Raw genomic sequence first — 12,299 nt, 5'->3', positions numbered from 1 at the left:
ATGAGATCGGTCGCGCTCTCTCCGCAGGCCCGCGAGGCCGCGCTGGAGGCGATGGCGTCGACCGAACTCGACGTGCTGGTCGTCGGGGGCGGTGTCGTGGGCGCGGGAGCCGCCCTCGACGCCGCCACCCGGGGGCTGACCGTCGGGCTCCTCGAGGCCCGCGACTTCGCGTCGGGGACCTCGAGCAGGTCGAGCAAGCTCATCCACGGCGGCCTGCGCTACCTGGAGATGCTGGACTTCCGCCTGGTCGCCGAGGCCCTGTCGGAGCGCGGGCTGCTGATCGAGCGGCTCGCCCCGCACCTGATCCGGCCGGTGCCGTTCCTGTACCCGCTCAAGCACCGCGGCTGGGAACGGCTCTACGCCGGTGCGGGCGTGGCGCTCTACGACACCCTCGCCAAGGCCTCGGGCAACGGCGCCGGCCTGCCGCTGCACCGCCACCTGACCCGCCGCGGCGCGCGGAAGATCGTGCCGTCGCTGCGCAAGGACGCTCTGGTCGGCGCGCTGCAGTACTACGACGCGCAGGTCGACGACGCGCGGCACACCATGTTCATCGCCCGCACCGCGGCGGCGTACGGGGCCCACGTCGCCACCCGCTCGCGGGTGGTCGGGCTGCTGCGCGAGGGCGAGCGCGTCACCGGGGCGGAGGTGCACGACCTGGAGTCGGGCGCCACGTTCAAGGTGCACGCCAAGCAGGTCATCAACGCCACCGGCGTCTGGACCGACGACACCCAGTCGATGGTCGGCGAGCGCGGGCAGTTCAAGGTGCGCGCGAGCAAGGGCATCCACCTGGTCGTGCCGCGCGACCGGATCCGCGGCGACTCCGGGCTGATCCTGCGCACCGAGAAGTCGGTGCTGTTCGTCATCCCGTGGGGGCGGCACTGGATCATCGGCACCACCGACACCGACTGGGACCTCGACAAGGCCCACCCCGCCGCGTCGGCCGCCGACATCGACTACCTGCTCGACCACGTCAACGACGTGCTGGAGCAGCCGCTCACCCACGCCGACGTCGAGGGCGTCTACGCGGGGCTGCGGCCGCTGCTGTCGGGCGAGTCCGACGCCACGTCCAAGCTGTCGCGCGAGCACGCCGTGGCGCACACCGCGCCGGGGCTCGTCGTCGTCGCCGGGGGGAAGTACACGACCTACCGGATCATGGCCAAGGACGCCGTCGACGCCGCGGTGCACGCACTCGACCAGAAGGTGCCGCCATCGGTCACCGACCGGGTGCCGCTGCTGGGGGCGGAGGGCTTCTCGGCGCTGAAGAACTCCCGCTACGTCCTGGCCGCGCGCTACGGGCTGCACGAGGCCCGGATCGCCCACCTGCTCACCCGCTACGGGTCGCTGATCCACGAGGTGCTCGACCTCGTCGTCGCCGACCCGACGCTCGGGCACGAGCTCGCCGGGGCGCCGGACTACCTGCGCGCCGAGGCCGTCTACGCGGCCTCGCACGAGGGGGCCCGGCACCTGGAGGACGTGCTCGCCCGCCGCACCCGGATCTCCATTGAGACCTTCGACCGCGGCACCGGGTGCGTCGACGAGGTCGCCGCGCTGATCGCCCCGGTGCTGGGGTGGAGCGAGGACCAGGTGGCGCGGGAGGTCGAGCACTACCGCAAGCGCGTCGACGCCGAGCGGGAGAGCCAGAAGATGCCCGACGACGAGACGGCCGACTCCGCCCGGATGGGGGCCCCGGAGGTCGTCCCGCTGCGCTGAAGCGGCGGGTACGTACGGTGGGGGGCGTGGCCGATCTGATCACCCTCGACGACATCACCGCCGCCGCCGACGCCATCGCCGGGCACGTGCTGCGCACCCCGACCGTCGCCTCGCCCGGGCTCGCCGCGCTGCTGGGCGTGCCGGTGTCGCTGAAGCTGGAGCTGCTGCAGCGCACCGGGTCGTTCAAGCCGCGCGGGGCGTTCCGCAAGCTGCTCGGGCTGTCCTCCGCCGAGCGGGCGGCGGGTGTCGTGGCGGTCAGCGGGGGCAACCACGCGCTGGCCGTGGCCGACGCCGCCGGCTCGCTGGGCGTCGGGGCCACGGTCGTCATGCCCTCGTCGGTGCCGGGGTGGGTCGTGGCGCGGTGCCGCGACGCCGGGGCCGAGGTCCGGCTCACCGAGGACGTGACCGCCGCCTTCGCGCTGCTGGACGAGCTCGTCGCGGGCGGCATGACGCTGCTGCACCCCTTCGACGACCCGGTGGTGGTCGCCGCGCAGGGCACCGTGGGCCTCGAGTTCGCCGCCGACGCGCCGGAGGTCACCGACGTGCTGGTCAGCGTCGGCGGGGGCGCGCTGCTCTCCGGCGTCGCGACCGCCTTCGCGGGCGCCCGCGTGTGGGGCGTGGAGACCGAGGGGGCCGACGCCATGTCGCGGGCGCTGGCCGGGGGCGCCCCGGTGCCGATCACCCCCACCTCGATCGTCACGACGCTGAGCGCCCCGCACGTCACGCCGCTGACCCTGGAGCACGTGCGCGCCCGCGTCGAGGACGTCCTGGTGGTGTCCGACGCCGACGCCGTGCGCGGCACGCTCACCCTGGCCGAGCGGGCGAAGGTGTGGGCGGAGCCGGCGGCCGGCTGCCTGGTACCGGCGGCGTCGCAGGTCCTCGACCGCGTCGGCGCGGACGCCCGTCTGGGCCTGGTGGTGTGCGGCGGCAACAGCACCATCGCCGACGTGGCCGCCTGGACCGGGCGCTTCGCCGCCACCCCCTTCCCGCCCCGGGTCCCCGCCCCTGCGTGACGGGACTGCAGGGCCTGAGGGACTGCAGCGGCGCGCGGCGGTGTTGTGGCGGGTGTGCGTACCGACGTCGTGGTGATCGGGGCCGGGCAGGCCGGGCTGTCGGCCGCGTCCGGGCTGGCCCGGGCCGGGGCCGACTTCGTGGTGCTCGACGGCGAGGACGGCCCGGGCGGCGCGTGGCGGCACCGCTGGCCGACGCTGCGGGTGGACGGCGCCCACCGCATCCACGACCTGCCCGGGCTGCCCATCGCCCCGGCCGACGTGACCCGGCCCGCCGCCGAGGTCGTGCCGGAGTACTTCGCCGCCTACGAGCGCGAGTCCGGTCTGTCCGTCCGGCGGCCGGTGCACGTGCGCGGGGTGTACGACGACGCCCCGGACCTGCGGGTGGACACCGACCGCGGCACCTGGACGACCCGCGCCCTGATCAACGCCACCGGCACCTGGACCCGCCCGTTCGTGCCCCGCCACCCCGGCACCTTCGACGGTCGGCAGCTGCACGTGGCCGGGTACCGCGGGCCGGCGGAGTTCGCCGGGAAGCGGGTCGTGGTCGTCGGCGGCGGGACCTCGGCGGTGCAGCTGCTGATCGAGATCGCCACCGTCGCCGCCGACACGGCGTGGGTCACCCGGCGCCCGCCGGTGTTCTCCGAGGAGGCCTTCGACGGCCGCGCCGCCGTGGCCCGGGTCGAGGAGCGGGTGCGGGCCGGGCTCGCGCCCGGCAGCGTGGTGTCGGTGACCGGCCTGCTCCGCACCCCGGCGGTACGGGCCGCCCAGGAGGCCGGGGTGCTGGTGCGGCGGCCGATGTTCGACCGGCTGGTGCCCACCGGGGTGGCCTGGGCGGACGGGTCGGAGTACGCCGCCGACGTGATCCTGTGGGCCACCGGCTGGCGCGCCGCCCTGGGCCATCTCGCCCCGCTGCGCCTGCGCGGGCCGGGCGGCGGGATCGCGATGGACGGCACCCGGGTGGTGGCCGACCCCCGCGTGCACCTGGTCGGCTACGGCCCCAGCGCCAGCACGATCGGTGCGAACCGCGCCGGGCGGGCGGCGGCGCGGGAGGTGCTCCGGTCGCTGCCCGTCACGCCGGCAGCTGCGCCGTGTCCATCCACATGACCTCCCAGTTGTGCCCGTCGAGGTCGTGGAAGCTGTTGCCGTACATGAAGCCGTGGTCCTGCGGCCCGTCCTGCGCCGGGGTGCCCCCGTTCGCGATCGCGGTGCCCACCAGCTCGTCGACCTCCTCGCGGCTCTCGGCGGACAGCGCGAAGATCGCCTCGACCGAGGTGCGGGCGTCGACGATGGTCTTGTCGGTGAACTCGCCGAACCGCTTCTTCACCAGCAGCATCACCGAGGTGTGCTCGTTGACGATCATGCGGGAGGCGTTCGCGTCGGTGAAGGTCGGGTCGAAGGTGAAGCCGAGCGCGGTGAAGAAGGCGACGGAGGCGTCGAGGTCCTCGACGGGGAGGTTGACGAACAGCGTGCGGGACACGGTCGCTCCAGGGGGACTCGGTGCGGTGCGGACACCCCTCTGACGACACGCCCCGCCGGAACTGATCGGTGTCCGGCCCGGATCCTCCGCGACGCCGCGATCCCGCCCACGCCGTGCTGCCGTGCCGTCAGCCGGCCACCGTCCCCACCACCAGGCTGACGACCGTGGCCGCGCTGCCACCGATGTTCAGCGTCGCCACCGTCTCCGCGCCCTCCACCTGCGTCTCCCCCGCCCGGCCGGTGACCTGACGCGCGGCGTCGTGCAGCATCCGCACCCCGGTGGCGCCCACGGGGTGTCCGGCCCCGATCAGCCCGCCGGAGGGGTTGACGGGCAGCGCGCCGCCGCGGGCGATGCGCCCGTCGTCGATCGCCCTCGCGGCGGGGATCCCCAGGTGCTCCAGCGCGACGTACTCGGTGATGGTGAAGCAGTCGTGCAGCTCGATCGCGTCCAGCTCCTCGGGGCCCGCGATCCCGGCCCGGCCGTACGCCTCGGTGATCGCGGTGCGCAGGTGCGGGAACAGGTACGCGGCCCCGCGGCTCGCGTCGAGCTTGTCCTGCAGCCCGAGCGAGCCGGTGCGGTGGCCCCAGCCACGGATCACCGCGGGGGTGCGGCCGGTGCGCCGCGACCACTCCTGGGCGTACCGGCGACCGGCCAGCACGACCGCCGCCGCACCGTCGGTGATCCGGCCGCAGTCGGCCGCGCGCATCCGGCCCACCACCGGCGGGTTGGCCGCGTCGTCGGCCGCGGTCACGACGTCGGTCCAGCCGCGGGTCTGGGCCAGCGGGTTGGCCCGGGCGTTCTCCCGGTTGATCTCGGCGATGCGGCGGAGGTGGTCGCGGTCGAGCCCGTCGCGCTCGTCGACCTCCTCGGCGATGCGCTCGAACAGCGTGGGCCAGGGCAGCCCGTCCGGGAACTCCTCGCGCCCCACCCACGCCGCGCAGCCGAGGTGGTCGGCCGCCTGCCGCCCGCCGACGTTGCGCATGAGCTCCACACCCGTCACGAGCGCGACGTCGTAGCGGCCCGCCTCGATCTCGGCCGTCGCGGCCAGCACCGCGACGCTCCCCGACGCGCACGCGGCCTCGTGCCTGCTGGTCGGCAGCGCCGACCAGGCCGGGTCCAGCGTGGTGAGCAGCGCGCCGAGATGGGCCTGGCCGGTGAACAGCTCGGCGGCGAGGTTCCCGACGTGCGCGGTGCCGACGTCGGCCGCGGCCACGTCGGCGTCGGCCAGCGCGGTCGTGACGGCGTCGGCCAGCATGGCGCGCAGCGGCTCGTCGCTCGTCCTGGTCCAGTGGACGGCGAAGTCGGTCTGCGCACCGCCGAGCACGAACACCTGCTCTGTCATGCCCGCACGATCCTCCCTAGCCGTCCGTCCGCACCTCGGCGCCGTCCTGCCCCCACCGGGTGTGGAAGCTGCCCTCGGCGTCGGTGCGCCGGTAGGTGTGGGCGCCGAAGAAGTCGCGCAGTCCCTGGATGAGGTTGGCCGGGCCGCGCTCGCGACGGTAGCCGTCGTAGTAGCTCAGCGAGCTGGCGAACGCCGGGATCGCCACCCCCTGCTGCGTCGCGGTGACGACCACCCGCCGCCAGGCGTCCTGCGCGTCGGCCACGGCCTGGGTGAAGTAGGGCACCATCAGCAGGTTGTCCAGGTCGGGGTGCTCGGCGTAGGCGTCGCGGATGCGGTTGAGGAACTGCGCCCGGATGATGCAGCCGCCGCGCCAGATGGTGGCCATGGCGCCCAGGTCGAGGTCCCAGTCGTTGGCCTTCGACGCCGCGCGCATCTGGGCGAACCCCTGCGCGTAGGCCACGACCTTGCTGGCGTAGAGCGCCTGGCGGATGTCGTCGACCAGCCCGTCCGGACCGTCGCCCGGGGTGGGGCCGGCCAGCGTGGTGGAGGCGGCCCGGCGCTCGTCGCGCAGTGCCGAGAGGCCGCGGGCGAACACGGCCTCGGTGATGCCGGTGAGCGGCACGCCGAGCCCGAGGGCGTCGACGGCGGTCCAGGTGCCGGTGCCCTTCTGCTCGGCCTGGTCGACGATGACGTCGACCAGCGGGCCGCCCGTCTTCTCGTCGGTCTTGGCGAGCACCTTCGCGGTGATCTCGATGAGGAACGACTCCAGGTCGCCGGTGTTCCACTCCTCGAAGATCTTCGCGATGGCCGGGGCGTCCAGCCCGCCGACGTGGGTGAGCAGGTCGTAGGCCTCGGCGATGAGCTGGATGTCGGCGTACTCGATGCCGTTGTGCACCATCTTCACGTAGTGCCCGGCCCCGCCCGGCCCGACGTGCGTGCAGCACGGCGTGCCGTCGACGACCGCCGCGATCGAGGTCAGGATCTCCTCGACCTCGGCGTAGGCCGACGGGTCGCCGCCGGGCATGATGCTCGGCCCGAGCAGCGCGCCCTCCTCCCCGCCGGACACGCCGATCCCCATGAACCGCAGGCCGTTCGCCGCGCACTCCTCGGTGCGGCGCACGGTGTCGGGGAAGTGCGAGTTGCCCGCGTCGATGATGATGTCGCCCTCGTCGAGCAGCGGCGTCAGCTCCTCGATCACGGCGTCGACGGGCCGGCCCGCCTTGACCATCACGATGATCCGCCGCGGCGTCTCCAGGGAGGCGACGAAGTCCTCCAGCGACTCGGCGGGGGTGAACGGGCCCTCCTCGCCGTAGGCGGCCATGAACTCCGTGGTCTTCGCGGTGGTGCGGTTGTGCACGGCGGTCGGGACCCCGCGCCGCGCGATGTTGCGGGCCAGGTTCGCGCCCATCACGGCCAGCCCGGTCACCCCGATACGGCTCGTCGCCTCAGTCATGCCCGGACCGTACCCAGATCCCCCCGCAGCGCACACCCGCCCTACAGCTCGGCCGCGGCCGGCACGATCTCCCGGCCGATCAGCTCCAGCCGCCCCGGCTCCCACACCCGCGGCACCCAGCCGTGCGCCAGGGTCACACCCAGCCCGGAGAGCGTGCGCAGCTGCGCCAGCAGGGCGTCGACGTGCTCGCCGTCCTCGCCGGTGTCGAGCGGGAACATCACCGTCTTCTCGATCTCGTCGTAGTCGCGGCCGACGTCGGCGCAGTGCCCGCGCAGGACGTCGAGCTTGCGCCCCAGCTCGGGCCCGGGGAACAGGTTGCAGGCGTCGGCGTACTGCGCGACCAGCCGCAGGGTCTTCTTCTCCCCGCCGCCCCCGATGAGGACGGGCGGGCGCCGCAGCGGCTGCGGCACGTTCAGCGTCGCGCCGAGGCGGTAGTGGGTGCCCTCGTACGGGCCGTCGTCGGTGCCCCACATCTGGCGGCAGATCTGCAGGGTCTCCTCCAGTCGCTCGAACCGCTCGGACGTGCCGGGGAACGGCAGGCCCAGCCCGGTGGCCTCCTCGTCGTTCCAGGCGGCCCCGATGCCCAGCCAGGCCCGGCCCTGCGACAGCACGTCCAGGGTCGAGACGAGCTTGGCGAGCATCCCCGGCTCCCGGTAGGTGACGGCCGTGACCCAGGCCAGCAGCTGGACGCGCGAGGTGCGCGCCGCGAGGAAGCCCAGCGTCGTGTACGCCTCCAGCATGTCGTTCTCGTTCGGACCCAGCGGGCGGATCTGCCACAGGTGGTCCATCACGCTGACGCGCGTGACGCCGGCCTCCTCGGCGGCCACGACGATGCGCGTGAGGTCGTCGGCGAGCCCCGTCGGCCCGCTCGGGTAGGTGAAGTCCGCGACGTGCAGACCGATCTCCACGGTGTTCCCTCTCCCGCGGCCGCCACGCGCGGCCGCCTGCTCCCGACGCTAGCGCCGTCGCGGCGCCGGCGCCCGTCCCCGGCCCGGGAGCGGGAAGCGGGGGACTCGCGGGCGGGAAGAGGGGGACTCGCGGGCGGGGAACGGGGGACTCGCGGAAGGGGTGTTCCGGTATCCGGCACGGCGGGGCCCGGGGGCGGGTGGGCGCACGTAGCGTCGGGCCGGTCGTCCACTGCGGGGAGGGTGCGGGTGTCGGAGTACGAGGTCGTGCTGTTGAGGCACGGCGAGACGGTCGGCTACGACGGCGACCTCGGGCTCACGCCGCTGGGCGAGGAGCAGGCCCGCGAGCGGGGGGCCGAGCTGGCCAAGGAGATCCGCCCCGGCACCACGGTCCGGATGCCGCACGCCCGCACCGCCCGGGCGATCGCGACGGCCGTGGGGCTGCGGGCGGCGCTGGTCGACGCCGGGATCGAGCCGGAGCCGCTGTACCCCGACCCGTGGTTCGACAACCTGCGCCACTCGCTGCACGGGCAGGGCGTCGACACCTCGGCCGCCGTCACCGAGCGGCTGACGCTCACCGGCGACCTGCCCGACTGGGCCCGCGAGTACGACCGCTTCGACTCCGACTACCGCTCGGTGGCCGCGGCGGGCGGGCCCATCGAGTACTGGCTGCGCAACCCGACGCTGTACTTCGAGCCGCCGCACGTGGCCGCGCACCGGCTGTGGCGCGGGATCGCCGAGGCCGCCGACCCCGCCGTCGACGACCTGCTGGTCGTCGCCGCCACCCACTCGGCGCCGATGCGCGCGTTCGTGGCCACGACCTGGGGCGAGGACCCCGGCGAGCCGCACAACCTGGAGGACATCCGGGTGCGGGTGCGGCCCGGCGGCGGCGCCACCGTCACCTTCCGGGACCGCTCGACGGAGATGACGGTGCCGCCGCACCTGCCGCCGTGGATCGACCGCGCGTGGTTCGAGTCCTACGGCCGCTGATCAGATGTTCATGTCCTGCGGCGGATGCCCGGGCGGGACGGTGCCGGCCCCGGAGGGCCCGTCGGCCGTCACCGGACCGTCGAGGTCGAGGGTGTAGGCCGTCATCGACAGGGAGCCGTAGGCGTAGCCGTCGACCAGCACGTCGGTGCCGTGCCCGGCCGCCGCACCGAGCCCGGCGAGGTAGAGCAGCGGGATGAAGTGGTCGGGGGTGGGCACCGCCGCGGCGAAGTCCCGGGAGCCGATGATCCCGGGCAGCGCGTCCGGGGTGGCGGTCATGGTGGCGCGGGCGGCGTCGTCGAAGCGGTGCGCCCAGTCGAAGCCCTGGTCGGCGCGGCGCGGGTCCATGCCGCCGAGGTTGTGCACCACGTTGCCGCTGCCGACGACGAGCACGCCGCTCTCGCGCAGCGGGGCCAGCTTCGCCCCGAGGGCCAGGTGCTCGTCGAAGGACCGGGTGGCGTTGATGGACAGCTGCAGCACCGGCACGTCGGCGTCGGGGAACATGTGGGTGAGCACCGACCAGGTGCCGTGGTCGATCCCCCAGCTGTCCAGGTCCTGGCCCACCCACGTCGGCTTGGCGATCTCCTCGATCTCCGCGGCGACGTCGGGCGCTCCCGGGGCCGGGTAGTCGACGGCGAACAGCGGGTCGGGGAACCCGTAGAAGTCGTGGATGGTGCGCGGCCGGGGCATCGCGGTGACGGCGGTGGCGTTGAGGTACCAGTGCGCCGAGATCACCAGGACCGCGCGCGGCCGGGGCAGCGCCTCTCCCAGAGCGCGCCAGGCCCGCGTGTAGCGGTTGGACTCGATCGCGTTCATCGGGCTGCCGTGCCCGATGAACGCCGCCGGCATGGGGGTCACCTCATCCAGGGTAGGCGATCCGCAGCACCGCGAGCACGAGCGCGAGCACGCCGAGCACCAGCGGCGGCACGAAGGTCTCCCGGCGCCGGACGTGCACGACCACGGCACCGGCCATCGTCAGCGCGAGCCCGATCGCGGCGGCGGGGACCAGCCACGTCGCCACGCCGAACAGGGCCGGCAGGACCAGGCCGAGCGCACCGAGCACCTCCAGCGCGCCGATGGTCTTCACCGCGGGGTCGGAGAAGTCCTCGGCCCAGCCCATCCCGGCTCCGACCAGCGCGGGCCGGGGGCGGGCGAGCTTCATCCCGCCGGCCGCGAGGAAGGCCAGTGCGAGGACGACCTGCAGGATCCAGGCGACGACGATCATGGGTACGCTCCCGGGTGAGGCATTGACTTGAGTGCTCAATAACGTAGCGCACAAGTGATGAACATTGAAGTAGACGGGTGGACGACGACCGGTGATCGCGATCCTGCTGGCCCTGGGCACGGCGTTCGGCTACGGCGTGGCGAACTACCTGGCCCCGGTCCTCGGCAGGCGGATGCCGCTCGGGGCGGTGCTGCTGGGCAGCCAGGTCGCCGGGCTCGCCGTCTCGGTGCTGCTCACCCTCGGCGCCGACCTGACGATGGACGCGCGCGGCCTGGCGCTCGCCGTCGCCGCGGGGGTGGCCAACGCCGGGGCGCTGGCCTGCTTCTACCGCGCGGCGCGGACCGGCAACCTCAGCATCGTCTCCCCCGTCGCCGCGGGCGGCGCGGTCGTGCCCGTGCTGGTCGGGCTCCTCGCGGGCGACCGGCCCGGCCCGTGGCAGCTCGCCGGCATCCCGCTGGTGCTGGCCGGGATCGTGCTGGCCGCGCGCCGCTCGGCGGCCGGCGGGGTGTCGGGCACCGAGGGCCTGGGCTGGGCACTGGGCGCCGCCGCGCTGTTCGGCACGTTCCTCGCCACCTACGCCGGGGCCGCGGCCGACTCCTCGGCGGGCGCGCTGGTGTGGTCTCGGGTCGCGCTCGTGGTGAGCACCGGCGTGGCGGTCCTGGTGCTGCGCGCCCCGGTCCGGGTCGGGCCACGCGACGGGGCGCTGGTGCTCGCGCCCGGCCTGCTGCTCGCCCTGGGCACGTTCGCGTTCGGCGAGGCCACCCGGATCGGGCTGCTCAGCGTCGTCTCGGTGATCGCCACCCTCAACCCCGTGGTGACGGTCGTGCTCGCGTTCGTGCTGCTGCGCGAACGCCCGGCGACGGTGCAGCGCGTCGGCGCCGGGCTGGCGCTGGCCGGGATCGTGCTGCTCGCCGCAGGTTGATGCTGCGCGCGATCATGTCGCGTGCAACCATGCGCACATGCCGATCACCGGTTACTCCCATGTCCGCCTGACCGTCACCGACATCGCCCGGTCCCGCGCCTTCTACGACGAGGTCTTCGGCTTCGACGTCGCCTTCGAGGTGCCCGCCGACGCCGACGCCGCCACCCGCGAGAAGCTGTGGTTCGTCTTCGACGGCGTGATCTACCAGGTCCCCGGCGGTCTGCTCGGCCTGCGCCCCACGGCGCCCGCGGGCGACCGGTTCGACGAGAACCGCGTCGGGCTCGACCACCTGAGCCTCGGCGTCGACTCCCGCGCCGACCTCGACGCCGTCGTCGCGAAGCTGGACGCGCTCGGCGTGGCGCACGAGCCCGTCAAGGACATCGGGATGGGGTTCCTGCTGGAGTTCCGCGACCCCGACGGGATCGCGCTGGAGCTGATGGCGCCCGCGGAGGGCTAGAACGCCGGCCACGGGATCGCCGGGCCGTACCCCGAGGGTTCGGGGAAACGCGGCTCGGCGATCAGGGCGTCGACGCGCGAGGACAGCGTGCGCACCTCGCGCCGCGTGACGTGCTCGCCCAGCACGTCGGCGAACGTGCCGTCGAGCTCGGTGCGCAGCTTCTCCAGCGCCTCGACGACCTCGCCCGGCAGCGGCTCGCCGACCCAGCCCCACAGCACCGTGCGCAGCTTGTCCTCCACGTGCAGCGTCAGGCCGTGGTCGACGCCGTAGAGGTGCCCGTCGGTGCCCGCGAGGACGTGCCCGCCCTTGCGGTCGGCGTTGTTGACGACGACGTCGAACGCGGCCATCCGCTTCAGCGCCGGGGTGTCGGCGTGGGCGAGGACGGCGGGCTCACCCCGGTCGCCGCGGGCGCGCAGCACGCCGATCCAGCCCGCGGGCACCTTCTTCGGGGAGCAGACGTCGACCAGCTCGCGCTCGTCGTCGGTGTCGACCCAGGCCTGCACCATCCCCGGGCCGAAGGGGCCCTCGCGCAGCAGCGTGGGCGGTACGACGTGCAGCCCCGCCGCCTCGGAGACCAGGAACGCGCCGTACTCGCGCCCGGCCAGCGTGCCGTCCGGGAAGTCCCACAGCGGGCGCTCCCCGCGGACGGGCTTGTACACGCACCTGATCTCGACGCCGTCGGCGCCGACCGTGCCGAACAGCGTGGCGTTCGAGGCGTCGACGAGACGGCCGGTGATCTCGATGCGACCGTGGCGGAGCAGGTCGGGCACCACCGGGTCGCGGACCGATGCGATCGTCACCGGCGGGT

13 protein-coding genes are annotated in these 12,299 nt (G+C 74.4%); 6 read left to right on the top strand and 7 right to left on the bottom strand.

The features are described from left to right. The 3 genes from PHY01_RS06220 to PHY01_RS06210 are packed head-to-tail and all read left to right on the top strand — an operon-like array spanning position 1 to position 3,827. Complete coding sequence (locus PHY01_RS06220; protein WP_141277569.1) at positions 1-1,710, top strand: glycerol-3-phosphate dehydrogenase/oxidase; 1,710 nt, start codon at positions 1-3, stop codon at positions 1,708-1,710. Positions 1,711-1,736: 26 nt separating this feature from the next. After that, positions 1,737-2,723, top strand: a complete 987-nt coding sequence (locus PHY01_RS06215; protein WP_246085733.1) for a threonine/serine dehydratase family protein — start codon at positions 1,737-1,739, stop codon at positions 2,721-2,723. A gap of 54 nt (positions 2,724-2,777) precedes the next feature. Then, the gene (locus tag PHY01_RS06210; RefSeq protein WP_218030030.1) at positions 2,778-3,827 is read left to right on the top strand and encodes a flavin-containing monooxygenase; all 1,050 of its coding nucleotides are present in this window, start codon (positions 2,778-2,780) and stop codon (positions 3,825-3,827) included. On the opposite strand, the gene PHY01_RS06205 is transcribed toward PHY01_RS06210, so the two are convergent. The 4 genes from PHY01_RS06205 to PHY01_RS06190 all read right to left on the bottom strand — a co-directional run bounded on the left by PHY01_RS06205 (position 3,793) and on the right by PHY01_RS06190 (position 7,903). Next, the gene (locus PHY01_RS06205) at positions 3,793-4,200 is read right to left on the bottom strand and encodes a VOC family protein (protein WP_141277567.1); all 408 of its coding nucleotides are present in this window, start codon (positions 4,198-4,200) and stop codon (positions 3,793-3,795) included. The two genes, PHY01_RS06210 and PHY01_RS06205, sit on opposite strands and share 35 nt — an antisense overlap. A 127-nt stretch (positions 4,201-4,327) precedes the next feature. Next, entirely contained in the window at positions 4,328-5,542 is a 1,215-nt protein-coding gene (locus tag PHY01_RS06200; protein ID WP_141277566.1) for an acetyl-CoA acetyltransferase, read from the bottom strand. Positions 5,543-5,558: 16 nt separating this feature from the next. Continuing rightward, positions 5,559-6,995, bottom strand: a complete 1,437-nt coding sequence (gnd, locus tag PHY01_RS06195) for an NADP-dependent phosphogluconate dehydrogenase (protein ID WP_141277565.1) — start codon at positions 6,993-6,995, stop codon at positions 5,559-5,561. A 41-nt stretch (positions 6,996-7,036) separates the two neighbouring features. Next, positions 7,037-7,903 (bottom strand): LLM class F420-dependent oxidoreductase, encoded by an 867-nt coding sequence (locus PHY01_RS06190; protein ID WP_141277564.1) that lies wholly within the window; start codon positions 7,901-7,903, stop codon positions 7,037-7,039. Between the two features lie 246 nt (positions 7,904-8,149). Here PHY01_RS06190 and PHY01_RS06185 point away from each other — a divergent pair, with 246 nt between their 5' ends. Next, the gene (locus tag PHY01_RS06185) at positions 8,150-8,890 is read left to right on the top strand and encodes a hypothetical protein (protein WP_141277563.1); all 741 of its coding nucleotides are present in this window, start codon (positions 8,150-8,152) and stop codon (positions 8,888-8,890) included. Here PHY01_RS06185 and ygiD read toward each other — a convergent pair whose 3' ends face one another. After that, positions 8,891-9,736 carry a 4,5-DOPA-extradiol-dioxygenase gene (gene ygiD, locus PHY01_RS06180; protein ID WP_141277638.1) on the bottom strand — a complete coding sequence of 282 codons (846 nt, stop codon included), beginning with the start codon at positions 9,734-9,736 and terminating at the stop codon, positions 8,891-8,893. A 10-nt stretch (positions 9,737-9,746) separates the two neighbouring features. Continuing rightward, positions 9,747-10,112, bottom strand: a complete 366-nt coding sequence (locus PHY01_RS06175) for a DoxX family protein (protein ID WP_141277562.1) — start codon at positions 10,110-10,112, stop codon at positions 9,747-9,749. A 91-nt stretch (positions 10,113-10,203) separates the two neighbouring features. Between PHY01_RS06175 and PHY01_RS06170 the strand changes: the two genes are divergently transcribed. Then, positions 10,204-11,034 carry an EamA family transporter gene (locus PHY01_RS06170; RefSeq protein ID WP_141277561.1) on the top strand — a complete coding sequence of 277 codons (831 nt, stop codon included), beginning with the start codon at positions 10,204-10,206 and terminating at the stop codon, positions 11,032-11,034. A gap of 37 nt (positions 11,035-11,071) precedes the next feature. Further along, positions 11,072-11,491 carry a VOC family protein gene (locus PHY01_RS06165; RefSeq protein ID WP_141277560.1) on the top strand — a complete coding sequence of 140 codons (420 nt, stop codon included), beginning with the start codon at positions 11,072-11,074 and terminating at the stop codon, positions 11,489-11,491. Here PHY01_RS06165 and PHY01_RS06160 read toward each other — a convergent pair. Then, positions 11,488-12,291: an SCO1664 family protein gene (locus PHY01_RS06160; protein WP_246085732.1), complete on the bottom strand. Its 804-nt coding sequence runs from the start codon at positions 12,289-12,291 to the stop codon at positions 11,488-11,490. The two genes, PHY01_RS06165 and PHY01_RS06160, sit on opposite strands and share 4 nt — an antisense overlap. Positions 12,292-12,299 lie beyond the last annotated feature (8 nt).

The sequence above is a fragment of the Pseudonocardia hydrocarbonoxydans genome, assembly GCF_006539565.1.
GTDB lineage: Bacteria > Actinomycetota > Actinomycetes > Mycobacteriales > Pseudonocardiaceae > Pseudonocardia > Pseudonocardia hydrocarbonoxydans.
This window is presented reverse-complemented; position numbering and strand designations above follow the sequence as displayed.

Coding starts and splice junctions, on each gene's coding strand:
- PHY01_RS06220 (WP_141277569.1), top strand. CDS start 1: ATGAGATCGGTCGCGCTCTCTCCGCAGGCCCGCGAGGCCGCGCTGGAG.
- PHY01_RS06200 (WP_141277566.1), bottom strand. CDS start 5,542: ATGACAGAGCAGGTGTTCGTGCTCGGCGGTGCGCAGACCGACTTCGCC.
- gnd (WP_141277565.1), bottom strand. CDS start 6,995: ATGACTGAGGCGACGAGCCGTATCGGGGTGACCGGGCTGGCCGTGATG.
- ygiD (WP_141277638.1), bottom strand. CDS start 9,736: ATGCCGGCGGCGTTCATCGGGCACGGCAGCCCGATGAACGCGATCGAG.
- PHY01_RS06175 (WP_141277562.1), bottom strand. CDS start 10,112: ATGATCGTCGTCGCCTGGATCCTGCAGGTCGTCCTCGCACTGGCCTTC.
- PHY01_RS06165 (WP_141277560.1), top strand. CDS start 11,072: ATGCCGATCACCGGTTACTCCCATGTCCGCCTGACCGTCACCGACATC.